Annotated in this window: 25 protein-coding genes, 1 tRNA gene and 1 pseudogene; 10 read left to right on the top strand and 17 right to left on the bottom strand. The window is 72.7% G+C overall.

The genetic code is table 11. The features are described from left to right. Position 1 precedes the first annotated feature (1 nt). From AOM09_RS13865 to AOM09_RS13855, 3 genes are all read right to left on the bottom strand, one after another. Positions 2–1,819: a BCCT family transporter gene (locus tag AOM09_RS13865; RefSeq protein ID WP_082099254.1), complete on the bottom strand. Its 1,818-nt coding sequence runs from the start codon at positions 1,817–1,819 to the stop codon at positions 2–4. 76 nt (positions 1,820–1,895) lie between these two features. After that, positions 1,896–4,271, bottom strand: a complete 2,376-nt coding sequence (locus AOM09_RS13860; RefSeq protein WP_062389746.1) for a beta-glucosidase family protein — start codon at positions 4,269–4,271, stop codon at positions 1,896–1,898. A gap of 209 nt (positions 4,272–4,480) precedes the next feature. Next, complete coding sequence (locus AOM09_RS13855; protein ID WP_062389742.1) at positions 4,481–5,959, bottom strand: HNH endonuclease signature motif containing protein; 1,479 nt, start codon at positions 5,957–5,959, stop codon at positions 4,481–4,483. 92 nt (positions 5,960–6,051) lie between these two features. Here AOM09_RS13855 and AOM09_RS13850 point away from each other — a divergent pair, with 92 nt between their 5' ends. Continuing rightward, the gene (locus tag AOM09_RS13850; RefSeq protein ID WP_082099252.1) at positions 6,052–6,876 is read left to right on the top strand and encodes a siderophore-interacting protein; all 825 of its coding nucleotides are present in this window, start codon (positions 6,052–6,054) and stop codon (positions 6,874–6,876) included. A 12-nt stretch (positions 6,877–6,888) separates the two neighbouring features. Here AOM09_RS13850 and AOM09_RS13845 read toward each other — a convergent pair whose 3' ends face one another. Next, positions 6,889–7,287: a winged helix-turn-helix transcriptional regulator gene (locus AOM09_RS13845; protein WP_369346109.1), complete on the bottom strand. Its 399-nt coding sequence runs from the start codon at positions 7,285–7,287 to the stop codon at positions 6,889–6,891. A 99-nt stretch (positions 7,288–7,386) separates the two neighbouring features. On the opposite strand from AOM09_RS13845, the gene AOM09_RS13840 reads away from it, so the two are divergent. Beyond that, the gene (locus AOM09_RS13840; RefSeq protein ID WP_062389739.1) at positions 7,387–7,752 is read left to right on the top strand and encodes a DoxX family protein; all 366 of its coding nucleotides are present in this window, start codon (positions 7,387–7,389) and stop codon (positions 7,750–7,752) included. 61 nt (positions 7,753–7,813) lie between these two features. On the opposite strand, the gene AOM09_RS13835 is transcribed toward AOM09_RS13840, so the two are convergent. Then, positions 7,814–8,662: an aldo/keto reductase gene (locus tag AOM09_RS13835; protein WP_062389736.1), complete on the bottom strand. Its 849-nt coding sequence runs from the start codon at positions 8,660–8,662 to the stop codon at positions 7,814–7,816. Positions 8,663–8,735: 73 nt separating this feature from the next. On the opposite strand from AOM09_RS13835, the gene AOM09_RS13830 reads away from it, so the two are divergent. The 5 genes from AOM09_RS13830 to AOM09_RS13810 all read left to right on the top strand — a co-directional run bounded on the left by AOM09_RS13830 (position 8,736) and on the right by AOM09_RS13810 (position 12,317). Beyond that, positions 8,736–9,293 (top strand): dihydrofolate reductase family protein, encoded by a 558-nt coding sequence (locus AOM09_RS13830; protein WP_062389733.1) that lies wholly within the window; start codon positions 8,736–8,738, stop codon positions 9,291–9,293. Positions 9,294–9,297: 4 nt separating this feature from the next. Next, a complete protein-coding gene (locus tag AOM09_RS13825) occupies positions 9,298–9,621 on the top strand; it encodes a YciI family protein (RefSeq protein WP_062389730.1) in 324 nt (107 codons plus the stop codon). 92 nt (positions 9,622–9,713) lie between these two features. After that, on the top strand, positions 9,714–10,277 hold the full coding sequence (locus AOM09_RS13820; protein ID WP_228375155.1) for an RNA polymerase sigma factor: 564 nt from the start codon (positions 9,714–9,716) through the stop codon (positions 10,275–10,277). Then, entirely contained in the window at positions 10,274–11,395 is a 1,122-nt protein-coding gene (locus tag AOM09_RS13815) for a hypothetical protein (protein ID WP_062389724.1), read from the top strand. The genes AOM09_RS13820 and AOM09_RS13815 overlap by 4 nt, the downstream gene beginning before the upstream one ends. Before the next feature lies 1 nt (position 11,396). Beyond that, a complete protein-coding gene (locus tag AOM09_RS13810; protein WP_062389722.1) occupies positions 11,397–12,317 on the top strand; it encodes a hypothetical protein in 921 nt (306 codons plus the stop codon). Here AOM09_RS13810 and AOM09_RS13805 read toward each other — a convergent pair whose 3' ends face one another. From AOM09_RS13805 to AOM09_RS13785, 5 genes are all read right to left on the bottom strand, one after another. Further along, positions 12,318–14,891 carry an ATP-binding protein gene (locus tag AOM09_RS13805; protein ID WP_062389718.1) on the bottom strand — a complete coding sequence of 858 codons (2,574 nt, stop codon included), beginning with the start codon at positions 14,889–14,891 and terminating at the stop codon, positions 12,318–12,320. It abuts the gene before it with no gap. Between the two features lie 16 nt (positions 14,892–14,907). Continuing rightward, positions 14,908–15,159, bottom strand: a complete 252-nt coding sequence (locus AOM09_RS13800) for a DUF4242 domain-containing protein (protein ID WP_062389715.1) — start codon at positions 15,157–15,159, stop codon at positions 14,908–14,910. 118 nt (positions 15,160–15,277) lie between these two features. Continuing rightward, a tRNA-Lys gene (locus AOM09_RS13795) sits at positions 15,278–15,350 on the bottom strand. A gap of 10 nt (positions 15,351–15,360) precedes the next feature. Then, positions 15,361–15,909: a VanZ family protein gene (locus AOM09_RS13790; RefSeq protein WP_062389712.1), complete on the bottom strand. Its 549-nt coding sequence runs from the start codon at positions 15,907–15,909 to the stop codon at positions 15,361–15,363. Positions 15,910–15,975: 66 nt separating this feature from the next. Next, a complete protein-coding gene (locus AOM09_RS13785; protein WP_062389708.1) occupies positions 15,976–16,887 on the bottom strand; it encodes a phosphotransferase in 912 nt (303 codons plus the stop codon). 75 nt (positions 16,888–16,962) lie between these two features. Between AOM09_RS13785 and AOM09_RS13780 the strand changes: the two genes are divergently transcribed. Beyond that, entirely contained in the window at positions 16,963–17,181 is a 219-nt protein-coding gene (locus tag AOM09_RS13780) for a hypothetical protein (RefSeq protein ID WP_062389705.1), read from the top strand. A 20-nt stretch (positions 17,182–17,201) separates the two neighbouring features. Here AOM09_RS13780 and AOM09_RS13775 read toward each other — a convergent pair whose 3' ends face one another. The 5 genes from AOM09_RS13775 to AOM09_RS13755 all read right to left on the bottom strand — a co-directional run bounded on the left by AOM09_RS13775 (position 17,202) and on the right by AOM09_RS13755 (position 20,563). After that, positions 17,202–18,542 carry a permease prefix domain 1-containing protein gene (locus AOM09_RS13775; RefSeq protein WP_062389703.1) on the bottom strand — a complete coding sequence of 447 codons (1,341 nt, stop codon included), beginning with the start codon at positions 18,540–18,542 and terminating at the stop codon, positions 17,202–17,204. Beyond that, positions 18,539–18,910, bottom strand: a complete 372-nt coding sequence (locus AOM09_RS13770) for a PadR family transcriptional regulator (protein ID WP_062389836.1) — start codon at positions 18,908–18,910, stop codon at positions 18,539–18,541. The genes AOM09_RS13775 and AOM09_RS13770 overlap by 4 nt, the downstream gene beginning before the upstream one ends. A 197-nt stretch (positions 18,911–19,107) precedes the next feature. Next, complete coding sequence (locus AOM09_RS13765) at positions 19,108–19,422, bottom strand: AzlD domain-containing protein (RefSeq protein WP_062389701.1); 315 nt, start codon at positions 19,420–19,422, stop codon at positions 19,108–19,110. Then, a complete protein-coding gene (locus tag AOM09_RS13760; protein ID WP_062389699.1) occupies positions 19,419–20,201 on the bottom strand; it encodes an AzlC family ABC transporter permease in 783 nt (260 codons plus the stop codon). Before AOM09_RS13760 ends, AOM09_RS13765 begins: the two co-directional genes overlap by 4 nt. 71 nt (positions 20,202–20,272) lie before the next feature. Beyond that, positions 20,273–20,563 (bottom strand): DUF1540 domain-containing protein, encoded by a 291-nt coding sequence (locus AOM09_RS13755; RefSeq protein WP_062389698.1) that lies wholly within the window; start codon positions 20,561–20,563, stop codon positions 20,273–20,275. A gap of 432 nt (positions 20,564–20,995) precedes the next feature. On the opposite strand from AOM09_RS13755, the pseudogene msrB reads away from it, so the two are divergent. Together msrB and AOM09_RS13745 are read left to right on the top strand one after the other, a co-directional pair. Then, positions 20,996–21,394, top strand: a pseudogene (gene msrB, locus AOM09_RS15025) (peptide-methionine (R)-S-oxide reductase MsrB); the annotation flags it as partial. A 95-nt stretch (positions 21,395–21,489) separates the two neighbouring features. Beyond that, positions 21,490–22,119, top strand: a complete 630-nt coding sequence (locus AOM09_RS13745) for a hypothetical protein (RefSeq protein WP_228375154.1) — start codon at positions 21,490–21,492, stop codon at positions 22,117–22,119. Positions 22,120–22,568: 449 nt separating this feature from the next. On the opposite strand, the gene AOM09_RS13740 is transcribed toward AOM09_RS13745, so the two are convergent. Then, entirely contained in the window at positions 22,569–23,543 is a 975-nt protein-coding gene (locus tag AOM09_RS13740; protein WP_062389695.1) for an NUDIX hydrolase, read from the bottom strand. After that, the gene (locus AOM09_RS13735) at positions 23,540–25,786 is read right to left on the bottom strand and encodes an RNA degradosome polyphosphate kinase (protein WP_062389693.1); all 2,247 of its coding nucleotides are present in this window, start codon (positions 25,784–25,786) and stop codon (positions 23,540–23,542) included. Before AOM09_RS13735 ends, AOM09_RS13740 begins: the two co-directional genes overlap by 4 nt. Positions 25,787–25,795: the final 9 nt, after the last annotated feature.

Raw genomic sequence — 25,795 nt, 5'->3', positions numbered from 1 at the left:
GTTAGGCGCGTTCCTCCGGGGGCTCCGTCTCGCGATGCGCGATCGCGATCGCGTCGGTGTCGAGCGACTCGTAGTGGGGCGGCGATCCGCCCGCGTCGCGCGTGGCGTCCCCCGCGGCGCCGGACGTCGCGCTCCCGGGGGTGCCGCCCGTCCCTCCGGGCGCGTCGGGCCGACGCCGCAGCCGGTCGAGCAGCGTGCCGCGAGGCCGCGGGACCTCTCCGGTGGCGTCGAGCCCGTAGGTGTCGCCGATGTGCGCGACGAACTGCTGGCGGGTCGCCTTGAGGAACGCGCGATGCTCGCCCTCGAAGGCGCGGAACAGCGACACGACCATGCCGATCATGACGACGGAGAAGGGCAGCGCCGTGATGATCGCGGCGGTCTGGAGCGCCGTGAGACCGCCCGACAGCAGCAGCGCGATCGCGACCGCGGCGGTAGTGCAGGCCCAGAACACGCGGATCCACCGGGCGGGGTTCTCCTTGCCTCCCGAGGTCAGCATCGACAGCACGAAGCTGCCGGAGTCCGACGAGGTCACGAAGAAGATGCCGACCAGCAGGATCGCGCCGAAGGTGAGCGCGGTGCCGCCCGGCAGGCCTTCGAGCATGTCGAACAGCGCGCCTTCGGTGTCGATGGTGCCGTCGGCCGCGACGAGCCCGCCGCCTCCGAAGAGCTCCTGGTAGAGGGCCGTCCCGCCCATGACCGCGAACCACAGGAAGGTGATCATCGCGGGCACGAGGAGCACGCCCCAGACGAACTCGCGTACGGTGCGCCCCTTCGAGACGCGCGCGATGAACACGCCGACGAACGGCGCCCACGCGATCCACCAGCCCCAGTAGAACGTGGTCCACGACGCCTGCCACGCGGCTCCCTCCGCGCCGGCGTACGCCGAGACGTTGAAGCTGAGCCCCACGAAGTTCTGGATGTAGTTGCCGATCGACTGCACGAACTCGCGCAGCAGGAAGAGCGTGGGCCCCGAGAACAGCACGAAGAACAGCAGCACGGCCGCGAGGGCGAGGTTGATGTTGGACAGCCACTTCATCCCGCGCGCGAGCCCGGTGAGGAGGCTGAACAGGGTGACGATGGTGATGACGATGATGAGCACCACCTCGGTGGTGGTGCTCGGCTCGGCGATGCCGGCGGCTCCGAGGCCCGCGGAGATCTGCAGCACGCCGAGGCCGAGCGACGTCGCGATGCCGAACAGCGTGCCGAGCACCGCGGTGATGTCGATGACGTTGCCCCAGCGGCCCTCGACGTGCTTGCCGAGCAGCGGCTCGAGCGCCCAGCGGATCGACACGGGTCGCCCGCGCCGGTGCACGGCGTACGCGATCGCGAGGCCGACGATGATGTAGATCGACCAGGCGTGGATGCCCCAGTGCAGGAACGTCTGGGACATCGCGGACTGGGCGAGCTGCGCGGGGGTGCCGGTCACCCCGGGGCGCGGGTCGGAGAAGTGCGACAGCGGCTCGGCCACGCCGTAGAACACGAGGCCGATGCCCATGCCGGCCGCGAACAGGAGCGCGTACCAGGAGAACTTCGAGAAGGCGGGCTCGTCGCCGTCCTTGCCGAGCACGATGTCGCCGTAGCGGCTGAAGCCCAGGTAGAGGGTCACCGCCACGAAGAACGCCGCGATGAGCACGTAGTACCAGCCGAACGCGGAGATGATGTTCGCCTGGATGGTGTCGAAGAGCGATTCGGCGACGTCGGGAGCGATGATCGCGAAGAGCACGAACCCGAGGATGAGCACCGCGGACGGCCAGAAGACCCAGCGTGCGAGCTCCTCGCGGGACATGTGTTCCTTGGTGCTCGCCTCAGCAGCGGTCATGCACGCCTCCCAGATCGGAGGGCCCAGGGCCCTGGGTCAATCCTGCACCCCAGGGCCCTGGTACGCGCGGGGTATCTCAGCTGCGCGCGCGCCACGCCTTGGCCGAGGTGCGGTTGAGCACCCCGATGATGAGGTCGAGCCTCGCGAGGGTCAGCTTGCCCTCGCTGCCCATCGCGACCATGCGGAGCGGGGCCTCGCGGGCCGCCGCCTCGAACATGGCGATGGTGGTGGCGTCCGCGGCGGTGGTGTCGAAGGTCTTCCGCGCCTGCTGCATCATCGCGCCCGCGAGCAGCTTGCCCGCGGCGGTCTCCTTGAGGTCCGCGACGGTCGAGTCGCGGTGGAAGGGCAGCTGGCCGGGGGTCTCGGGGATCTCATGGCCGAGCATGATGCGGAACTCGTTGTCGGTGGCGACGAAGGCGGCGGGGCCGTGCGAGGGCGAGACCGCCTCGCCGGTCTCGACCTTGACGGTGCGGCGGGCGCGGATGTCGGTCGAGGAGGCGCCGACGAGGATCTCGAAGGCGCCGGGCTCGACGCGCCACTCCTGCGAGCGGACGTCCCAGACGGTGAAGGCGCGGCGGTCGAGCTTGACCACCACCTTCTCCGAGGCGCCGGGCTCGAGGTGGACCTTGGCGAAGCCCTTGAGCTCCTTGGCGGGACGGTAGGCGACCGACTCGGGGTCGCGGACGTAGACCTGGACCACGTCGGAGCCCGCGCGGGGGCCCACGTTGGTGACGGTCACCGTCACCGAGTAGCCCTCGCCGGACTTGCGCACCGTGAGGCCCGTGTAGTCGAACGCGGTGTAGCTGAGGCCGTGGCCGAAGGGGAAGCGCGCGGGCACCCCTGCCGAGTCGTGGAACCGGTAGCCGACGTACAGGCCCTCGCGGTACTCGACCTGCTTGGGGTGGCGCGCGAAGTCGCGGTCGCTCGGGAGGTCGCCCGCGGACACGGGGAAGGACTCGGCGAGGCGGCCGCCGGGTGCGACGTCGCCGAGGAGCACGTCGGAGAGCGCCGCGCCCGAGGCCTGGCCGCCCAGGTACGCCTCGACGATCGCCGCGGGGCCGTCGGCCCAGGGCAGCTCGACGGGCGCGCCGTTCTGGAGGACCACCACGGTGCGCTCGTTGGCGTCGAGGGCCGCGGCCACGAGCGCGCTGTGCCCGTCGGGCAGGCGCAGGTGGGTGCGGTCGAAGCCCTCCGACTCGTACGAGGTAGGGAGCCCCGCGAGCACGATGACCACGTCGGCCTTGCGTGCGATGTCGCGGGCCTCGCCGAGCAGCGCCTCCTCGGTCTCGCCGGTGGCGGCGTCGTATCCCGGGGCGTAGTGGACCGCGACGTCGTCGCCGACGGCGGCGCGCAGCGAGGCGAGGAACGTATCGACCTGGGTCGGGTTGACGAGCGACGAGCCGGCGCCCTGGAAGCGCGGCGTCTTGGCGAAGGCGCCGAGCACGGCGATGCTGCCGGTCCGCTCGAGCGGCAGGATGCCGTCGTTGGTGAGCAGCACGGTGCCGGCGGCCGCGGCGCGACGCGCCAGCTGGTGGTGCGCCTCCGGGTCGAACTGCGAGGAGCCCGTCGACTCGGCGGCGCGGAGCGCGAGGTCGACGACGCGGGTGGCGGCGAGGTCGAGCTCGGCCGTGGTGAGCAGGCCCGTCCCGTGCGCGTCCTTGACCTGGGCATCCCAGGTGCCGTTGCTGCCGGGCATCTCGAGGTCGAGTCCGGCGCAGATGGCGAGGGCGCGGTCGGAGACGGCGAACCAGTCGGACATCACCAGGCCGTCGAAGCCCCAGTCGTCACGGAGCTTCTCCGTGAGGAGGCCGCGGTGGATGTCGGCGTGCTCGCCGTTGATCTTGTTGTACGAGCACATGACGGCCCACGGGTCGGACTCCTTGACGGCGGTCTCGAACCCGGACAGGTAGAGCTCGTGGAGCGCGCGATCGTCGATCACGGAGTCGCACGACATGCGGAAGAACTCCTGGTTGTTCGCCGCGTAGTGCTTGAGGCACGCGCCGACGCCCTCGGACTGGATCCCGCGCACCATGGCGGCGGCCATCTTGCCTGACACGAAGGGGTCCTCCGAGAAGTACTCGAAGTTGCGCCCGCCGCCGGGGTGGCGCTTGATGTTGAGGCCCGGCCCGAGCAGCACCGAGACGTCGTTGGCGCGGGATTCCCGGCCGAGCGCGGCACCGATCTCCTCGAGCAGGGCGGGGTCCCACGTGGAGCCCAGCGTGACCGCGGGCGGGAAGCAGGTCGCGGGCTCCGAGTCGTTCACGCCGAGGTGGTCGGAGCCGCCCCGGATCTTGCGCACGCCGTGGGGTCCGTCGGTGAGGAGGATCGACGGTACCCCGTGCTCCTCGAGGGGTTCGGTGCTCCAGGCGTCCTTGCCGGACACCAGTCGGATCTTCTCGTCGGTGGTCAGGCGCGAGACGATCTGCTCGGCCCTCTCATAGGTGGCGCGCATCGTTTTCCTCTGTAGAGAAGGGGGACTGCTTCGTCGGTGCCTCCATCCTATCGAGGGCCTGTCCTGGGACGATGCGGGACCCGGGTCCCTCCTGCGGGTCCCGCTGCGGTTCCCTCCCGCGTGTTCCCGCCGCCCCGACGCGCGGCGCGCGCCGGCCAGGCCGCCGAAGGGGCACGCTCCGCCGCCCCGGGTGCCGCCACCTCCCGGATTCAGGCGGCCTCGTGTTCTCGCTCGGCTGCGGACGGGGGGACGCCTCGTGTCTGACGGAGGCCGCCGAGGTCTCGCGGTGCGTCGAATCGGGCTCGTCCTCCGGGCCGCGGTCTCTGCTCGGGGTCCACCGAGGCCGGAGGCACGAACCACACCTCGGTCGCGGTCGCTCGAATCTCCCATCCCTGCGTGTGGACGGTGGTGTGACAGTGGCCGCAGAGCAGCACCCCGTTCGCGAGGTCCGTCCGGCCGACGTCGCGTCCCCACCAGCGGATGTGATGGGCGTCCGTCCAGGCGAGCGCGGCACCGCAGAAGGCGCATCCGCCGTCGCGCTCCCCGAGCGCGAGCCGCTGGGAGCGGGTGAACAGCCTCCGACGGCGGCCGAAGTCGAGCAGCTCGCCGTTCGAGCCGAGTACCGCCGGGATGACGTGCGCGTCAGCCGCCATGCGCCGCACGGTCGCGACGTCGACGGGGGTGGAGGTCCCGTCCACCTCGCCGAGGCCGAGGCCGGCGTGGAGGTCCTTCTCGTCGACGCGCACGACCACCGTGACGGTCGACAGCGGGAGGTCTGTGGCGGTGCAGCCGAGCCCGTGGCGGGCGAGGGCGGCGAGGGAGTCGGCACGCATCTGGTCGGTGGTGCGCGTGTCCTCGCCGACCGAGTCCTTGCTGCGGCGCATCGCGTCGCCCACGAGCGCGTCGAGCGCGGCACGCAGAGGCGCACCGGTCTCCGGGTCGAGCTGCCCGTGCAGCTCCAGCATCCCGTCGCGGTTCTCCCAGATCCGGAGGCTCCGGCGCTCGCGCATGCGCGCGAGGTCCCTGGTGTGCTGCGCGACGTCGAGCCTCGCTCGGAACCGCCGGACGACGGCGGCGAATCTGGTGGCCGACATGCCGCTCGCCCGTGCGATGAGGTCGCGTTCGGCCCGCTCGCGGTGCTCCGCGGGCACGCTGGCGGGTAGCGAGTCGAGCATCGTCATGATCTGCGTGCCGCAGTCGGCCGAGATCTCACCGCGCGACAGCGCGCCCGCCACGAGGGGATGCCGCGGCGCGGGGCGCGGCGGTGGTGGGGAGTCGGGTGGCACGGCGTCGGGCGCGCCGTCGGAGGCTCCGATCTCCTCGAGCGCCCGGCCGACCTCGATCAGGCGCCCCGCCTCGGCGCGCGTGCCGCCCGTGGCGGTCGCGACGAGGTCCGCCGCGCTCCGATGCCCCTCCCGCCGCACCACCCCTCCTCCGGGCACGTCCGAGCGGCGATCCGCCTCGCGGCTCAACTGGGCGAGCACCAGGTCGACCTCTCGCGCCAGCGCCGCCGCCGCCCCGATCCGCGCGACCAGGTCTCCGCCCGACGCCTCGCCGGGGAGGCCGGAGGCCGCCAGCTCCCGCATCGTCCCCACGGCGACGCGTGCCGCCGCGCACGCCTGCGCGAAGGTCCCGGTGGCGGGCGAACCGCCTCCGGGATCCGTGTCGAGCAGGCTCGGGATGTCCATGACCCCATCCCATCACCGAGGTCCGACAATGCCGACAAAGCGGACGCGGCCATGGGGAAAACCCCTAACCGCGGATCGCATACGATCTGAGCATGCCCCGCCCCGATGACCCGAACGACCCGAACGACCCGAACGGCCAGAACCGCCAGCCGCGCCCCGCCCGCCCGCTCCGCACCCTCACGGTGACGCGAACGGAGCGGCTGAGCCCGAGCATGGTCCGCGTGGTCCTCACGGGCCCCGACCTCGACACGCTTCCGGACCTGCCGTTCACGGATCACTACGTGAAGCTGAGGTTCGGCGAGGTGACCCGCACCTACACGATCCGCTCGCTCGACATGGAGGCGCGCGAGCTCGCGATCGACTTCGTGATCCATGGCGACGAGGGACTGGCCGGCCCGTGGGCGGCGGCCGCTCGGCCCGGCGACACGGTCAGCTTCGCGGGCCCGGGCGGGGGCTGGGCGCCCAGCGCCGAGGCCGACGTCCACCTCCTGGTCGGCGACGAGTCGGCGCTGCCGGCCGTCGCCGCCGCCCTTGAACGCCTCCAGGACACCAGGGACGATGCGCGGGTCGAGGTCTACCTCGAGGTCGCCGACGCCTCCGAGGAACAGGAGCTCCCGGCCACCTCGCGCACGCGGGTCCACTGGATCCATCGCGGGCCCGGCGACGGCTACGGCGAGGCCCTCACGCGCGCCGTCATCGCAGCCGAGCTCCCCGAGGGGCGCCTCGAGGCCTTCGTCCACGGCAACGCCGACATGATCAAGCCGCTGCGCCGTCACCTGTTCCTCGAGCGCGGCGTCCCGCGCGACCAGGTGTCGATCTCGGGCTACTGGCGCACCGGCATGAACGAGGACGGCTGGCAGTCGAGCAAGCGCGAGTTCAACGCGCGCATGGAGGACGAGCAGGACGCGCGGGTCTAGGGGCGACGCCGGTCAGCCGCGCGCGTCGTACTCCTCGCGGCTCGCGAGGATGCCGGGGTAGTGCCCGATCGACCACTCGGCGAGCGCGCTCGCGGGGGCGATGAGCGTCGCGCCGCGCGGCGTCAACGCGTACTCGACCCGGGGAGGCACCTCGGCGAAGACCTCGCGCCGTACCAGCCCGTCCCGCTCGAGCTGCCGCAGCGTCAGCGTGAGCATCCGCTGCGAGATCCCCGGGACGTGCGCCTGGAGCTCGCCGAACCGCAGCGTGCGCTCGCTCAGCGTGACGATCACCAGGAGCGACCACTTGTCGCCGACGCGGTTGAGCACGTCGCGGATCGCCGCCTGCGCGTCGGTGGTGACGCTGGAGCAGGTGGTCTCGTACGCGGTGAGGGGCTCCTCGGTGATGCTCACTGTTCCTCCGCGGGGTCACGCACATGGATGTGCCTTTTGTGGACGCGTCAACCGTCACGCATCATGGGGTTGCTTACTCATCGTAACTAAGGAGTTCCCATGCTCATCGCCCTCTGGATCGTCAACGCCGTCCTCGCCCTCCTCTTCCTGGCCGCCGGGGGCATGAAGGCCTCCACCTCGCGGACCGCGCTGCAGGAGAAGGGCATGGGGTGGACCGAGGACTTCGGCGACGCCGCGGTCAAGGCCATCGGCGCGGTCGAGGTGCTCGCCGCGATCGGCCTCATCGCCCCGCTCGCGACCGGCATCGCGCCGATCCTCACGCCCCTCGCGGCGGTCGGCCTCGCGATCACGATGATCGGCGCCACCGTGGTGCACGCGCGTCGCGACGAGCCCGTGGTGCCCACGGTCGTGCTCACCGTGGTCGCCGTCGCGTCCGCCGCGCTGGGCTTCGCGCAGGTCCTCTGACCGTCGCACGATGCGCGGGGCCGGGCGCGCTGAGAGAGCCCGGCGCCGCGCATCGTCCCTTCTACATCTCCTCGTGCGTCTCGGGGTCGCCGTCGAAGAGGCGCCCGTCGGGGCGCCCGAGCGCGGTGATCGCCTCGACCTCCTCGGGCAGCAGCGTGAACCCGTCGACCGCGAGGTTCTCCTCCTGACGCGACGGCGTCGCCGACTTGGGCAGCGGCAGCGAGCCGCGCTCGAGGTGCCAGCGCAGGATGACCTGGGCCGGGGTCACGCCCAGGCGCGACGCGGCCGCGACCACCACGGGCTCGGCGTAGGGCGCCTGGCGCTTGCCGAGCGGGCTCCACGCCTGGGTGACGATGCCCAGCTCCGCGTGCCGCGCCAGCAGCTCCACCTGGGGGAAGTACGGGTGCAGCTCGACCTGGTTGATCGAGGGGACCACGCCCGAGTCCTCGATGACCTCGTCGAGCAGGCGCTCGTTGAAGTTGCTCACCCCGATCGACCGCACCACGCCGCGCTCGCGCAGCTCGACGAGCGCGCGCCACGCCTCCTTGTACCGCCCGGTGACCGGGTTGGGCCAGTGGATCATCATGACGTCGATGCGGTCTAGCCCCAGCCGCGCGAGCGACTCGTAGCCCGAGGCGATCGCACGGTCGAAGCCGTGGTGGCGCCCGGGGAGCTTCGTCTGGATCGTGAGGTCCGCGCGGCCCGCCTTGGCGCGCGCGAGGAACTCGCGCGCCGCGAGGCCGACGACGCCCTCGTTCTCGTAGTTGACGGCCGAGTCCAGCAGCCGGTAGCCCGTCTTGAGCGCCGAGCGCACCGCGATGCGGCCCTCGTCCCCGACCAGGGGGTACGTGCCGAATCCGACGGCCGGGATGGTGAAGCCGTCGTTGAGGGTGAGGGTGGGAAGAGTCATGCCGTCCACCCTAGCCACGCCCTGCGGGTGGACGATGCGCGGGTTACCGTGGCCGGGGAGGGAGGCCGATGCGATGGGGCGCCTCATCTACGCGATCAACTGCTCGCTCGACGGCTATGCGAACGATGCGCGCGGCGAGCTCGACTGGAGCGAGCCCGACGAGGAGCTGCACGACTACTTCGCGGACCTCGAGCGGACCGTCGGCACGCATCTCTACGGGCGCCGCATGCACGAGACGATGGCGGTGTGGGAGGACATCCGCACCACGCCTGACATCACGCCCATGCTGCAGCGCTTCGCCGAGGCCTGGTGCGACGCCGACACGATCGTCTACTCGCGCACGCTGGACGATCCCGGGGTGCCGCGCGCACGTATCGTCCGCGAGTTCGACGCCGCCGAGGTGGCGCGGCTCAAGGAGGAGGCGGACCGCGACCTCGACATCGGCGGGCCGACGCTCGCCGCGCACGCGCTGCGGGCCGGGCTGGTCGACGAGGTCCAGCTCGCGGTGGTGCCCGCGATCATCGGCGGCGGCACGCCCGCGCTGCCCGCGGGGCTGCGGCTCGACCTCGAGCTGCTCGAGCACCGCGCGTTCCCGCGCGGCACGGTGCTGCTGCGCTACCGGGTGAGGTGACTCCGTGAGGTTCTTGTTCAACGTCATCGACGATCGCGCAGGGTCCGCGACCGCGGACGAGCAGGCCGCGATCTCCGCCTTCGACTCGAGGCTGAAGAACGAAGGGCACTGGGTGCTCGCCGCCGGGGTCGGCGGGCCCGACCCGGCGGTGACCGTCGACAACCGCGGTGGCGCCGGGCGTGTGATGCCCGGACCCTTCGTGCGGACCGCGGAGCACGTCGTGGGCTTCTGGGTCATCGACGCCGCCGACCTCGACGAGGCGATCGAGCTCGCGACGGAGGCGTCCCGCTGCTGCAACCGGAAGGTCGAGGTGCGGGCCTTCCTCTAGCGAACAGACTCGCGCGGCAGCCTTCACCCCGCCCCCAACCGAACGCGGCTACCGTGCGTCTTGGCTGGCATGAGCACAGGGGGGATGGTCGCGTGAGCGGCTGGAGGGAAACGCTCGACACGGTGATGCGCGAGCGCGGGCGCGCGCTCTACGGGTACGCGTACGTGCTGACGGGGAGCCGCGAGGAGGCCGAGGACCTGCTTCAGGACGCGCTCGTGCGGACCTTCCGCACCGGGCGCGCGCTGCGCAGCGTCGAGGCCGCGCAGTCCTACGTCAAGCGCGCGATCGCGACGGCGTTCATCGACGGCGGACGGCGCGCGGCGGCGCGTCCGCGCACGGTCGCGTCCGCGCCCGACGAGCTGCGGGCGGCGGGCATGCGGATGGTGGCGCACGACCACGGCGCGCGCGTCGACGAGGCGCTCGACCTGCACGACGCCCTGCTGACGCTGTCGCCCCGCGAGCGCGCGTGCATCGTCCTGCGCCACCTCGAGGACCTGCCCGTCGCCGAGGTCGCCCATGTGCTGGACCTCGCGCCGGGCACGGTGAAGCGCTACCTGCACGACGGCGTCGCGAAGCTCCGCGAGGTGCTTCCCGACGTCGACCTCGAGGACACCGAGACGGTCGCGATCCACGCGCGGAACGGAGGTGCACGATGACCGGGACCCGCACCACCCTGCACCAGCTGCACGCGCTCGCGGGCGCGACGTTCGACGACGGTCGGCTCGCGGCCGACCACTCGGCCGTGACCGAGCGGGTCGCCCGCCACCGGCGCACCCGCGCGCTCGTCACGGGCGCGACCGGGACCGCGGTGGTGGCGCTCGGCGCGGTCGGTCTGGCCCTGTGGTCCCCGCCCGCGACGGTGGCGCCGGCGCCGGCCGACTCGCCCACCGCATCGTCCAGCGCCGCGCCGAGCCCGTCGGCGACCGCCGTGGCCGAGGCGCTCGCGGCGGGGTGCGTCGACGCGACGTGGATCGACGGCAAGCCCTACAACGACGTCGGCGGCCTCGAGCACCGGTGGGCGATGGCGTACTCGGAGCCGTGCGAGGAGTGGCCCGAGGAGGTGCTCGCGCACCCGAACACGGTGGTGGTGAACACCGTCGACGGCACGATGCTGCAGGCCAACGTCCGCGTCGACGGACCCGACATGGACGCGTACCGCGATCTGGGGCCGGACTTCCTGGTCCCCGACCCCGACCCCTCGTGGCCCGCGGACTCGTTCGTGATCATCGACGCGGCGACCGGGGAGGTGCTCGAGGCGATGACCATCCACGACCCGGACTTCGAGGCCGAGGCGCCGGACGAGACCCCGTCCGGGCGCGACACGGCGTTCTTCGCGATGCTCGACGCGTTCGGCAACACCTCCGCGATGGCGGAGCTGCCGGACGGGTGGGTGCTCATCGACGGCACCTCCTCGACGTCGGGGACGTACGGACCCACGCTCCGATACGTCTCCGCCGCGACCTACGACGCCTACCTGGCCGATCCGGCGGGCGCGATGAGCCCGCGCTACGCCGTCACGCTGCGCGACGTGCCGCTGGACGCGGCGGTCACCGGGCCCGACGGGGCCGAGGTGCAGGGCGACGACTCGCAGCTCAAGCAGGAGCTCTACTACGACGAGTCGATCAACGGCGGCGGGATCCAGTGCCCGGTCGGGCGCGACGCGTACCTGGTGGTCCAGCAGAAGCCCGAGAACGACGAGTCGATCTTCGCGTTCCAGGACGCCCTGGTCGCCGCGCTGCGCGAGGTCACCGGCCTCGAGCTGAAGGACTGCTGACGTGGCCGGTCGCGGTGCGCGGGTCCTCATCGGAGGCGCGGTGGGGGTCGGGACCGCGTTGCTGGGCCTCGCGCCCTGGCTGGTGACGGGCGCTCGGCTGCCGCTGCAGAACATCTGGCTCGAGCAGACGCTGCCGGAGGACATGCCGACTGCGCTGCTGCCGCTCAACCAGTACTACGTCGCGTCGATCGCGGCGATGCTGGTGCTCGGCGGGGCCTTCGCGGGTATCGGCTTGCGGGTGCTGCGTGCGCGCGGGACGGCGCTGCCCGCGTGGGCGGCCGCCGTGGGAGCGGTGCTCGTGCAGCTGGTCGCGCTGGCCCAGAGCACGGTCGCGCTGCGGTCCGGGCTGGGCGACGACGGCCGCTCGCAGGCGTACGTGGCGGCCCTCGTGGCGGGCTCGGCGGCGTGCGTGGTGCTGTCCGCGACGGTGCTGGCGGCTCTCGCGCGGGCCGGCACCGCCGGGGCCGCGGTGGCGCTCGGTGCGGCGGGGATCGCGTCGATGTCCTGGCTCGACGGGCTGGTCCTCGAGTCGCGGGACGTCGCCTCGCTCGTCTACGGGAGCCCGCTCACCTACGTACGGGAGTGGCTGCCGATCCTGGTGGTCGCGGGGGCCGCGGCATGGAGCGGCTTCGTGACGGTGCGCCGTTCCGTGGCGACCGTGGTGATCCTCGTGATGCTGTGGGTGGTGCCCGCGGCGACGACCGCGGTCGCCTACGTGCTCACGCCGATCTACCTGAAGTTCCCCGAGGAGATCCCCGCAGCAGGGCTCCAGGTGATGCGGATGGCGCTCGGGCCGGACGGGGGAGCGGTGGAACGGATGGTCGTGGCCGTGGTGATCGTGGCCGGCGTCGCTGTGTGGCGCATCGTCGCCGGCCGCCGTTCTGGCACTCGCGACGAGGTCTCGGCCAACGCGGCCGCGTAGTCAGGCGGCGTCGAGCATCCCCGCGCGCCGCGCCGCCGCGACGGCACGCGCGCGCGTCGGCTCGCCGAGCTTGCGGAGCACCGCGGACACGTGGTGCTCGACCGTGCGGGGCGAGACCACCAGCTCGTGCGCGATCTCCGTGGTGGACAGTCCGCGATCCAGGTGCCGCAGCACGTCGAGCTCTCGCGCGGTGAGATGACCGGGAGCGGTGCGGGCCGCGCCGCGGGGCCGGCGGGGGAGCGCGAGTCCGCGCTCGCGCCGCGTGCGCAGGATCGCCTGGACCGCGAGCGTCGCCCCCAAGCCGTCGAGGGTGCGCACCGCACGGTCCGCCGCCGCCGGATCGGGATCCAGGGTCGCGGCGTACGCCGACCACACGGGGCTGCCGATCCCCTCCCACGCGTGCGCGGCCCGGGCGTGATCCCCGGCGAGCAGGGCCGCGAAGGGGGCCGCCGCATCGTCCGCGCCCTCGGGCGCGAGCCCGGCGAGCAGTCGCCACCACGCGAGCTCGCCCAGGAGCCAGGGCTCGTGGCGTTCGCGCGCGAGCTGCCGGGCGGTGTCGGTGAGCGGCGCGATCCGTTCCGGCCTTCCGGACAGCCATGCCTCTTCCGCGGCCGCGCACGCTGCCGGGCCGATGCGCTGCAGCTCGCCCGTCCCGGCTGCGAGGTCTGTCGCGGTTGCGAGCAAGGCGGTCGCGTCCTGCCCGCGTCGAGCGGTGACGCGCGCCGCAGCGGCGGCCGCCGGGATGGCGGAGACGGGCGCCAGGCCCGCGGACTCGAGGACGATGCGCGCGAGGGCGAGCGCCTCGTCGAAACGCCCGAGGTCGCCCAGCGCGACGCAGCGGCATGCCTGCATGTAGCGCGTCCACGAGTCGAGGTCGCGCTCCTCGCAATAGCGCACGCCGGCCTCGAGGTCACGCAGGCCGGTCACGTAGCGGCGCTGGTCGACCGCGACCGCACCCAGGTTCGTGTAGGCGCGCGCCACGTGCTCCTCGAGGCCGCCGGCGAGCGCGACGTCGAGGCTGCGCTGAAGCCGTGCGGTCCCCGCCTCGGTGCGACCCGCGATCATCGCGGCGGCTCCCAGGTTGTTGAGCGCATGCGCCTGGATCTCCGTCTCGCCCAGCCGCGTCGCGAGCGTGAGGGCGAGCGTCCCCCACCGCTCGACCTCGTCGGTGTCCATCGCGAGCATCCGCAGCTGGGCCAGATTCGAGTAGGCCATCGCGAGGGCAGGCGTCTCGCCGACGGGTTCGAGCGTCGCGATCGCGCGCGTGGCGTAGCGCTCCGCGTCGGGGCCGCGGCCCAGGAACCAGGAGAGTCGCGACAGCCAGCGCTCGTCCTCCCCGACCGCTGCCCGGTCAGCGCGGAGCTCGTGCAGCTCGAGCGCATGCTGGCGCGCTGTGATCGCCTCACGAAGCTGGTCCGTGAGGTAGCACTCGTAGGACAGCGCGACGAAGATCGCGGCGCGCTCGGCGCCGGTCGCGCCGTGGCGCAGGGCCGCGCGGTACTGCTCGGCGGCCTCGCGGTGCGCGCCCAGCTCCGCGGCGCGGCGTCCCGCGGCGATCGCGTGCCGCGCTGCGGTCGCGGACTCGCCGCAGCGCGCGGCATGGTGCGCGATGCGCCGGTGGTCCTCGGGCGTGCGGCGTTCGATCTCGCGCAGCGCGCGAGCGTGAAGCTGGCGCGCCCGCAGCGCAGACATGCCCAGCTCGACCGCCTGGCGTGCGAGCTCATGGCGGAACCCGATTCCCTCCGCGCCGGCTACCAGCACGCCGTCGTCCAGGCAGAGGTCCACGGCCTCGATCTCCCCTCCAGCGACGGCCGCGATGAGTGCGGCATCCGTGGCGCGCCCGAGCGTGGCGGCCGCGGCCGCGGCGTCCTGCGCGACGTGCGGCAACCTCGCGAACCTCGCGAGGACGGCGTCGCTCACGCTCGCGGGGAGGGCCAGGTCCCCGGCTGCGAGCAGCTCGCTGACGAAGAACGCGTTGCCACCCGTGCGCGCGTGGAGCGCGATCGGGTCGAGGGTGGCGCCCGCCTCGGCGACCAGCGTCGCGACACCCGCCGACGTGAGCGCCGGTACCTCGACGCGGCAGACCTGTGGCACGGTTGCGAGGTCGCCGAGCGCCTGGGTGAGCGGGTGCTGCGCCGTGATGTCGTCCGCCCGGTAGGTGGCGACGATGGCGACGGGGACGCCCTCGAGGCGCCGCGCGAGGTACCTCAGCGCATCGAGCGTGGCCTCGTCGGCCCAGTGCAGGTCCTCGAGGATCACCAGCGTGGGCTCCGCGACCAGCGCCGTCCGCAACGCCGAGAACAGCGCGACGCGGCCGCCGGTCCCCGCCAGCAGGGGCCGGATCTCCGGCGCCGCGTCCCGAAACGGCGCGAGCGCATCGGCGGTGGTGACGTTGTCCGCACCGCCGATGCGCACGCGGCATCGGCCGGCCGTGCTCGTCGCGAGGGCCGTGACCAGCGACGACTTCCCTGCCCCTGCCTCGCCCGAGACGAAGGCGAGGCCGCCCGTGCCGGCCAGCGCATCGTCCACCAGGGCTGACAGGCCCCTCAGCTGGATCTCGCGTTCGACGAGCATCTGCCCATTGAACCCGTCAGAGACCCTCCACCACCAGGTGGATCTCGTCCGCCACCAGGCCGTGGGCCTCGCGGTGCACCTTGTTCGCGGCCTCGGGGTCCGGGGCGTCCACCAGGCAGAAGATCTTTCCGGCGGACTCGTCGACCCAGTAGCGGAGGTAGTGGACCCCGTGCTCGTCCTGCTTCTCGAGGTCGGCGGCGTGGGCCTTGCTGACCTCGTCGACGCTGACCGGGCCGTCGAGGTGGTGGACATCCATGTAGAGCGACATGACGGTGCCTTCCGTGTGATGCCGGCCGATGGTGGCCGGGCATCCCCATCAGACCGCGGGGGCGCCTGCGCGCGAATCGGGGTTCTCACCCATATTCGGGGCGGGTGGTGGTGAGCGGTGGGCCCCGTGGGGCTCGAACCCACGACCTACGGATTAAAAGTCCGCTGCTCTACCGACTGAGCTAGAGGCCCGCCGCCCATGTTAGTCAGCCCGTCGGCGGCGCCCTGCATCCGAGTCGCCCAGCGCGAGCACGATGCCCGCCGCCAGCGCCCCGAGGAACGCTCCCGCGGTGTTGAGGATGACGTCGTCGACGTCGGCGACGCGCCCGAGCAGGTACTGCGTCGACTCGATCGCGGTCGACAGCGCGGCACCCAGGAACGTCGCGGTGAGCACGCGCAGCGCGAAGCCGCGCGGCGTCATGAGCGCCACCACCGTCCCGAACGGGATGAACAGCACGATGTTGCCGATGAGGTTGAGGCGCGGCCCTCCCGCGCCGGTCTCGAGCGCGCGGCGGATCTCCTGTCCCGGGTCGAGGTTGACGCCGCCCGTGCCCGGATCGTGAGTCGCGAGCGTGAGGCCGATGGTGATCCACCCGATCACGGCCAGGCACGTGAGCAGCGCCGCCCACAGCGCGGTGCGGCGTCCGTGCCCGAACAGCGAGCCCAGCCCCCACGCGACCAGCACGAGCACGCCGCCGACCACGGCGATGGGCAGCGCGCCCTCGCCTGTCGTCCACTGCAGCGCGAGCATCGTTCCTCCTGGTCCGGTCGGGGGATCAACGCGTCAGCGTACGTGAGCGTGCCCGCCGCCGCGCGTTCACGCGCGCAGCACGCCGAGCTCGCCGAAGCCCCTCCACGCCATCATGACGTTGAGCGGCCGGTCGAGCACGGCCCACGACGCGCACTTCGCCACCGCGATGCCGCGCATCCGCGCCTCGAGGCCCGCGTCGTCGCAACCGGTCTCCTCGCGATAGGCCGCCACCGCATCGTCCACGCCCGCCGCCGGCATGGCCGTGTAGAGGAAGGAGAGGTCGACGGCGCGCTCGCAGCCGGCCATCTTCCCCCAGTCGATGATCCCCGCGAAGGCGCCGTCGACGCCCAGCAGGTTCGAGCCGTGCGGGTCGGCGTGCGACCAGACAGCGTCGCGTGGGGCGGGGGCGTCGAGCGCCTCGGCCCACACGTCGCGCACCGCGTCGATGTCGAGCCGCTGGCCGTGAGGCCCGGCCGTGGCGGCGAGCCGCGCGAGCGCCCAGTCGAGATTGCCCTCGCGCTCGACGAGCGTGATCGACTGCTCCGGGTTGAACCACGCGCCCGCGCCCGCCGGCGCGTGGACCTGCGCGAAGGCCCGCCCGAGCGCGACGCCGGACGATGCGTCGAGCGGCGCCGCATCGGCCGCCCGACCGGGCAGCCACGAGACCACGGCCCACGGCCAGGGGTAGCCGTGCTGGCCGACGCCGCTGGCGGCGATGCGCGGGTGCGGGAACGTCCAGCCGGCGCCGACAGTGCCGAGCAGGTCCGCCTCGCGCGCGAGCGAGCCGACGGCTGCCTCGACGCGCGGGAGCCGCAGGCTCAGGTCCTCGCCCAGCCGGTAGACCACCATGTCCCATCCGTCGAAGCGCTCGCCGACCTCGAGGTGAGCGAGGCCCGGCAGCTGCCGGTCGACCAGCGCCCGCGCCAGCCCGGGCGAGATCGCCGGGTGCGCGGGCGGCGGGCCCGAGTCGCGGATCATCCCGCGACGGTATCAGCGGGCGCCGTGCGCACCACGGCGGTCGCGTTGTCAGTGGTCGCCGATAACGTCACGCCCATGATCGACGTGGAGCTTCTCGAGAGCATGCGGACCGCCGCGGGCCAGGCGGCGCTGAGCATTGGGGCCGATGCGCGGCTGGCCGAGCGCATCGCGCAGGACGTGGTCGCGTGCCTCATCGTCGGCGGCATCGCGGAGCTGGCCGACCCGGTCGCTCATGCGGCGGCGTGCGGCGCGGGTGAGGCGGCCGCGCGGGTGCACCGCGGCCGCGCGGCCTGACGGGACGAGGCGCGCGCAGGTCAGGCGAAGGCGAACAGGGGAGGGAGGGCGACGGCGACGGTGACGGCCCACACGCCGAAGACGGGCACGTAGCGCGTCTGCCACCGCTGCAGCGGTGCGAGCGGGCCGTTGCGGACGGTGCGCGACGCGTAGAGCACGGCCGTGACAGCGAGGTTGGCGACCAGCACGAGGTTCATGCCGAGCGTCGCGAGGCGGTTGGGGGTGAGGCCCAGGTCCACGATGCGCGTGGCCATCGCCGCGAGCGCCGCGAGGTCGAGCAGCAGCGCCGCGATCACGAGCGCGAGCTGCATGCGGTCGGTCCAGCCCGCCGGGGCGTCCGGCGGCAGCGCGGAGAGCGAGTACAGCACGAGACCCAGGACCACCACGAGCAGCACGTCCACCGCGATAAGGGATTCGCGGCTCTCCTCGAAGCCGCCGCTGGCGACGGCCGCGACCAGCATCGCGACGACGGCGAGCGTCGCGATGGGCGTGAACACCCGCGTGAGGACGGGTGCGATGGCCTCGAGCACCTCCTGCTTCGCCTCGACGAGCCACGCGGCGACCACGGTCGCGCCTCCCATGCCGAGCGGCAGCACCCACGTGAGCAGCGCATCGGCGATGTCGATGCCCAATCCCTCGAACACCGCGAGCGAGACGCCGATGAGCGCGCCGCCCGCGGCGGCGATGAGGAACATGTAGATCGCCCATTCGCCCGTGAAGCGGATGAAGTCCATCCGTGCGGCGTGCGAGCGCCAGTGGCCGCCCGCGTACGCGAACCCCACGGTCAGCCACATCGCCATGAGCATGTGCAGCGCCATGAGCACCGCGGTGTCGGTCGCGCCGTCGAACGGATAGGCGAGGCCCAGGCTCGCCAGCGCCGCGGCGATCCCGCCGATGGCGGCCAGCACGCGCGGCGAGGAGCCTCGTCGCCACCACAGGAACGCGGCGACCACGCCCAGCACGAGGGGGATGCCGAGCAGGAACCCGTCCTGCGGGTGCTCGCCGCCCCCGAGCGCCCACCCGAGCCGCGCCGCCAGCCCGGCCGCCGACCCGAAGCCCAGCACCGCGGCGAGCCCGCCGCGGGCCCGCGCCGCGCCGCCGTCGAGCACCAGCTCGCGCCAGAGCCGGCGCTGATGCTGGCGCGCGAACTCGCGCGCGACGTCGGACTGGCTGCCCATGCGCTTGACGGCGACCAGGAACGCCTCGTCCTCGGAGAGGCCGGACGCCACCAGGTGCTCGAGGTGGCCGCGCAGGTGGTCCTCGAGCTCGTCGGCGTCCGCGGTCGAGACGCTGCCGCGTCCCAGGACGTAGGCACGCCAGCGGGCGATCTCCGCCTCGACCCCGGCGTCGGGCGCGCTCACAGCGCGAGCCCCGGGCGCATCGTCCCGTCGACCGCGTCGCCCAGGCCGTGCCAGGCCGCCTGTAGCGCCGCGGCGACGGCGGCCCATTGACGCCGATGCTCGGCGAGCTCGGACCGTCCCCGGTCCGTGATCTCGTAGTAGCGGCGCCGGCGGCCCGTGTCCGAGACGCCCCAGCGCGAGCTCACGTGCCCCGCATCCTCGAGGCGGTGGAGCAGCGGGTAGAGCAAGCCGTCCGTCCACTCGAGCTCGCCGTCGGACAGCTCGCGGACGCGCCTCACGATCGCGTAGCCGTAGCTCTCGCCCTCCGCCAGGATCGCCAGCACCAGCGGTGCCGCGCTCGCGGCCATGAGGTCCTTGCCCACCTTCATCGCGGCCTCCTTCATCCCTCGCACCACGATACATAGAACATCAAGGTATGTGCGACGCGAGCGCGTGCGTCGATTGCCGATGACAGGTGTGACAAGGGGTGAGCGAGGGGAGCGCGGGCGCGCACCCTGTGCCTCGTGCGTTCCACGAGCCCCATGTGTCAGTGGGAGTCGAACCCGTCGTGGGGGTCGACGGTGCGCTACACGCCGGCGAGCAGCAGGGCGGCGAACGCCGCGGCGCCCGCCGCGATGGTCACGCCCATCGAGCGCTTCCACAACGCGATGCCCGTCGCGACGATCGCGGCCAGGTGCCACGCGCCGAAGCCGCGCCACTCGCCGCCGTCGAGCAGCAGCGCGTTCGCGACGATCGCGGCCATCGCGGCGGGCCCGACCAGCCCGAGGGCGCGCGCGACAGGCGGCGGGAGCTCGCGGTCGCCGCCGAGCAGGGAGACCCCGGAGAGCCGGATCAGATACGTGCCGATCGCCGCGGCGGTGAACACGAGGAACGCGGTCACGATGCGACCTCCGGTCCTGCGTCGGGGTCGCCGGGGGAGCGGCCGCCCGCCGCATCGTCCGGCACGGCGCGGCGCGGCACCATCGCGCCCGCCGCGATCCCGGCCAGCGCGCCGCCGAGGACGTTGAGGCCGTAGGGGAGCTCGCGACCCAGGACGACGACCCCGACCGACACGGCCACGGCGACCAGCGCGGGGGAGTCACGCAGGCCCGGCACGAGCACCGCGAGGAACATGAGGGGCACGATGAACCCGATCTGCCACGAGTCGGGGATGACCGGACCCAGCGCGATGCCCGCCGCGGTTCCCATCGCCCACACCGCGACGAACGGACCCGAGGCTCCCCAGATGAACCAGCGGCGGCGCACCGGGTCGGGCCATCGCTCGGCGTGCTGGAGGGTCACGACGGCGGACTGGTCGGTCATGAGGTGTGCGAGGCCCAGCCTCCACCGCCGCGGGAACGCCGCGAACACCGGCGCGAGCGCGGCCGAGTACAGCGCCATGCGCGCGTTGATGACGAGCGCCGTGAGTACCGCGATCGCGGCTGGCGCCCCCGCCCGCAGCTGCTCGACGATCGCGATCTGGCTCGCGCCGGCGACCACGGTCACCGAGGCGTAGTTGCCCACCCAGGCGTTGATCCCGGCGACGCGGATGAGCGCGCCGAACGCGAGCCCGAACAGGACCGCCCCGGGCATGAGCGGCGCGACGGCGCGGATGCCCGCCCAGGTGTCGCTCCACTGCTGGGGGCCGATGCGCAGGAACGCGCGGGGTCGCGAGGTCACCTGAGCGAGTGTGGCACGCGGCTCGGCCCCGGCGGGTCGCCGGGGCCGGATGGTGCGACGGGTGTCGCCTGCTAAACGCGCGCCGCGAAGGTGAGGCAGTCGGCGACGTCGGTGCTGCCGCCCACGGCGATCGAGTCCGCGGTGCACATGAGGTTGTCGTTGTGCTGGCAGTCCTCGAGCGAGCACGCGCCCACGGCGGCGGTCGCGTCCGCGCCGCCCTTGTCCGCGGTGTCGACGAAGGTGTTGCAGTGGGCGTGGCTGCCGCCCACGGAGATTGCGCCGGCGTGGCAGCCGTCGTGGTTGTAGCCGCAGCTCGCGACCGAGCACGACGAGACGATGGGGAGTCCGATCGAGACGGGCATGGCAACCTCCGGGGCTCGTGTCCGCCGGTCCGATCCCGGCGGTCATAACCGCGAATATACGCGCGTTATCGCCCCGGTGAAGGGCCTGGTCATATCTGCGCCGCGACCATTTCCATAATCGAATTCCGCGACATTATCGGCGCGAAATCGCTGGTGCGTGCGCGCGGGGTCCGCGGCGCATCGTCCCGTGGCCCGTTCAACAACGTTGCACGACGTGGGAACAAATCGCGGATCGTGGTCGTCTGTATGGGTGTACCCACCACGGCGTGAGTCGCATGGGACACCCAGGTGAGAACGCGTGGCGTCCGACCTCCTCCCCCCCTCGGAGGTCGGGCGCCTCGCGTCTTGATCTGTACAGGCCCGTGGCGTCGGGCTCGGCGCGCGATTCGGGAGCGCACCGCGCGCGTACGCTTGCCTGGGAAGGAGCCGACCATGAGCCCCAACAAGATCGTGAAGACCGACGCCGAGTGGCGCGCCCAGCTGACGGACATCGAGTTCCAGGTCCTCCGCGAGGCCGCGACCGAGCGGCCGTGGACCGGTGAGCTGATCGACGAGAAGCGCGACGGCGTCTTTCGGTGCCGCGCGTGCGGCGCGCAGCTGTTCCCCTCGGGCACCAAGTTCGACTCGCACTGCGGGTGGCCGAGCTTCTACGACGCCGAGGAGGGTGCGGTCACGCTCCACGAGGACCTCACGCATGGGATGGTCCGCACCGAGGTGCGCTGCGCCGCGTGCGAGTCGCACCTGGGGCACGTGTTCCCCGACGCGCCGCAGACCCCCACGGGCGAGCGCTTCTGCATCAACTCGGTCTCCCTGACCTTCGAGACCGCCGGCGAGGCGGAGCAGCACGACTCCGGCGCGCTGCCGTACGCGGCAGGCGAGGGCTTCGCGGACCCGGCCGAGGGGCCCTACGGGAAGATCGACTGAGCATGGTGGAGCACCGGCACCGCCGCCCGGCGATGCTCGACATGGAGCTCGCCGATCAGATCGAAGGGGACATCGACCCCGCGGACCGCGGGCTCATCGCGCACGAGACGGCGCTCGCGATCGTGTCGCAGGCGCGCGAGTCGAAGGACCCCGAGCTGGTCGAGCGCCTGGTGCGCCTGGTCGACGAGGAAGGCATCGACACCGTCGCCATGATGTGGTCGAAGGCCGGGGAGCACACGCTCCCGGGTGCGCTGTGGCGGATCTACATGATCCGCGAGTGGGTGAAGCACGATGCGTCGTCGGTGGCGCGCTCCTACCACCAGGGCGTCCATGCGGCGCACGTGCGACACGCGATCGCCGGGGTCGAGGACCCGCCCGGTCCCGATGAGGTCCGCACGCTCGCCGACGCGGTGCTCTCGGGTGTGTTCGCAGGGGACCTCGCGGTCGCCCTCGACCGCGCGGGCGCGTTCTGCCGCGTGGTCGCGACCGGCGCGGCCTTCGAGGCCGAGAGCGACGAGGGCCATGCCGATGCCCGCGCCCACCGGACCACGCTCCGCGCGGCCCAGCTGCTGCGCACCGGCGAGGACCTCGAGCGCTGCGCCGCGATGTGGCGCGAGGGCCGGCTGGACTAGCGGCCGCGCATCGCGCGCGCCGGCGCGTCCCGTGCCGCTCCGCCCTGGGATCCGTACCCCGCAATGGGGCGCTGGCGGTCGGGTGTGGCGGTTCGCTGGCGCCCATGGGGCGTCCACGGTCGTTGGACGGGCGCCGCGCGAGGCGTCGTGTTCGCGGAGCGCGTGAACGCCTGGGGATGGCGGCGTGCCGGCTCCGGGCGGGCGTATGGTGGGGGTGACGTCGGACCGCGGTAGCCCCGGGCTCCAAATCCAGCCGCTTCGAGCGGCCTTCGCGCCGACTGGCGCTCCCGGTCCGACGTCGTCTCATGCCAGAGCGATCGCGGATGCCCCATGGCGCGCGCCGACGGCGCGGATCCGACCGCCAGCGCCCCATTCCGCAGATGGAGGGGATGGCGGGGTGCGGCGAGTCCGGGGGACGCGGGGCTCGCGCTGAGGAGCGGACCGCCGCCCTACACGTGCACGCGCAGCAGGTGCGTCTCCACCGCCACCACCACGGGCCCCGACTCCCAGTCCGCGACGTGCGCGACCAGCACGCCGCCCGCGGGCAGGTACGGGTTCGATCGCGGCAGCGCGCCGCGCGTGTACGGCCGCACCGCCGCGCGCAGCATCTCGACGATGGTCGGCAGGGTGGGCCGGTGCACGCACACGACGCGCGGCGAACGCTTGCGCAGCAGCTTGCCGAACACGGTCGCCGTCTCGAGGGGACGGTGCGCGTGCCGGGACTCCGTGAGCGAGTCGTGCACGTGGATGTCGGCGCCGATCGCATCCGCGTACGGCGTCACGGTGTCGACGCAGCGCCGCGCGGGGGAGGACTCGATGCGCGAGATCCCGAACGAGGCGATGAGCGGCACGATGTCGCGGGCGCGTTCCTTCCCCGACCGCGACAGCGGCCGCTTCGCGTCGGCGAGCTTCCACGCCTTGCGCCGCTTGGCGCGCGCGTGCCGCACGAGCATGAAGGGCCGCGTGTCGAGGCGCCCTGCCGCGTACGCGTCGACGAGCGCGTCGAGCGGTCGAAGATCGTCCGGGAAGGTGATGAGCGCGTGCGCCTGCTCGATGCTGAGCCAGCGCATCTGGTCGATCTCGTTCTTCGAGGCGTCCTTGAAGCGCGGCCGCGCCCGCACCGGAGCGGCACCCGCGGACATCACCTCCGCCGCCCAGTACTTGACGACCTTTTGCTTGCCGGCCGCGATCGGGTAGCGCAGCGTGGGCAACGGCTGGCCGAGCACCACCTGCTTGCCGGTCTCCTCGGCGACCTCGCGCACCGCGCACTCGGGCAGCGACTCTCCAGGATCCAGCTTCCCCTTGGGCCACGACCAGTCGTTGTACCGGGGCCGATGCACCGCGAGCACCTGGAGCACGCCGTCGCGGATGCGCCACACCAGCGCACCTGCCGCGACGACGGTGCCCTCGGGGTAGTGGTTCACTTCCCCTTGGCCCTCCGCTTGGGCTGCCGCCGGATGTAGGTGCCCTGGAGGTCCTTGAGCCGGTTGCCCTCGCCGTCGGTGACCGCGTGGCCCCACGTGCCGTCCTCGTGCAGCTCCCAGCCGGCGACCTGGTGGCTCATCGCCATGTCGATGTTCTCGATGAGGCTCGCGACCTGCTGCGGGTCCGTCACCGTGATGAGCGCCTCGATGCGACGGTCGAGGTTGCGGTGCATGAGGTCAGCGGAGCCGATGAACACCTCGGGGTCGCCGTCGTTCGCGAACGCGTAGATGCGCGAGTGCTCGAGGAACCGTCCCAGGATCGAGCGCACGCGGATGTGCTCCGAGAAGCCCGGCACGCCGGGGCGCACGGCGCAGATGCCGCGCACGTTGACGTCGACCTTCACGCCCGCGTTCGAGGCGCGGTAGAGCGCGTCGATGGTCTTCTCGTCGACGATCGAGTTCACCTTGATCTTCACCCACGCGTCCTTGCCCTCGGCCGCGTTGCGGGCCTCGCGCTCGATGCGCTCGATGAGGCCCTGGCGCACGCCGATCGGCGCGACGATGAGGCGGCGGAAGCGCGACTTGGGCGCGTAGCCCGAGAGCTGGTTGAACAGCTTGGTGAGGTCGGCGCCCACCTCGGGGTTCTTGGTGAGCAGCCCGTAGTCCTCGTAGAGACGCGCCGTCTTGGGGTGGTAGTTGCCGGTGCCGATGTGGCTGTAGCGCTGGAGGCCGTCCTCCTCCTGGCGCACCACGAGCGAGAGCTTGCAGTGCGTCTTGAGGCCCACGAGGCCGTACACGACGTGCACGCCGGCCTGCTCGAGCTTGCGCGCCCACGAGATGTTGCGCCGCTCGTCGAAGCGCGCCTTGATCTCCACGAGCGCGAGCACCTGCTTGCCCGCGTGGGCGGCCTCGATGAGGGCGTCGACGATGGGCGAGTCGCCCGAGGTGCGGTACAGCGTCTGCTTGATCGCGAGCACCTTCGGGTCGGCGGCCGCCTGCGCGAGGAACGCCTGCACCGACGTCGAGAACGAGTCGTACGGGTGGTGCAGCAGCACGTCGCCGCGCGTGATCGCGTCGAACACGTTCTGCTCGTCCGCCGTCTCCACCGGGGCGAGCCGGTGGTGCGTGGTCGGACGGAAGGACTCGAATTGCAGCGCGGGGCGGTCGAGGTCCGCGATCGCGTTGAGGCCGGTGAGGTCCAGCGGGGCGGGCAGGTGGAACACGTCGTTCTCGGTGATGCCGAGCTCGCGCACCAGGAGCTCGCGGATCTTGGGCGGGAGGTCGTCGGCCACCTCGAGGCGGACCGCGGGGCCGAAGCGCCGGCGCAGCAGCTCCTTCTCCATCGCCTTGAGGAGGTTCTCGGCGTCGTCCTCCTCGACCTCGACGTCCTCGTTGCGCGTGACGCGGAACGTGTAGTGCGCGGCGACCTTCATCCCGGGGAACAGGTAGTCGAGGTGCGCCCCGATGACGTCCTCGAGCGGCACGAAGCTGCGCGGCTCGTCCGACAGCGACGCCGCATCGGTCACCTGGCCCACGTGCCCGGCGGCGTCCACCGACAGGAAGCGCGGCAGCGTCTCGGGCACCTTGACGCGCGCGAAGTAGTCCTTGCCGGTCTCGGGGTCGACGATCTCGACGGCGATGTTGAGCGACAGCCCCGAGATGTAGGGGAAGGGGTGCGCGGGGTCCACCGCGAGCGGAGTGAGCACCGGGAAGATGTCCGCGCGGAACAGCTTGCGCAGGCGCTCGCGCTCCGCGTCCCCCAGGTCGTCGTGACGGACCAGCTGGATGCCTTCGTTCGCGAGGGCAGGCCGCACCTGGTCCTCGAACGTCTCGGCGTGGCGGTCCATGAGCTCGTGCGCGCGCTCGATGATCGCGTCGATCTGGCGCGAGGCGCTCATGCCGGTCGCGGACGGCACCGCGAAGCCGGCCGCGATGCGGCGCTTGAGGCCTGCGACGCGCACCATGAAGAACTCGTCGAGGTTCGAGGCGAAGATCGCGAGGAAGCGCGCGCGCTCGAGCAGGGGCGTCTGCGGGTCCTCCGCCATCTCGAGCACGCGCTCGTTGAAGGCGAGCCACGAGAGCTCGCGGTCCAGGTAGCGGTCGTCGGGCAGCGCGGACGGCGACTCGTCCTCCTCGAACTCGACCGTGGGGACGGGGTACGTCTCCTCGGACTCGTGCGCGGGCGCATCGTCCTGCGGGGCCGGCGCGGGCGTGGAGGCGTTGACGTCGAGGCTCTCGGACATGGGGCCATG

Source organism: Demequina iriomotensis, assembly GCF_000971395.1.
Lineage (GTDB): Bacteria > Actinomycetota > Actinomycetes > Actinomycetales > Demequinaceae > Demequina > Demequina iriomotensis.
The sequence above is the reverse complement of the archived record's forward strand: the minus strand, read 5'-3'. Positions and strand labels throughout refer to the sequence as shown.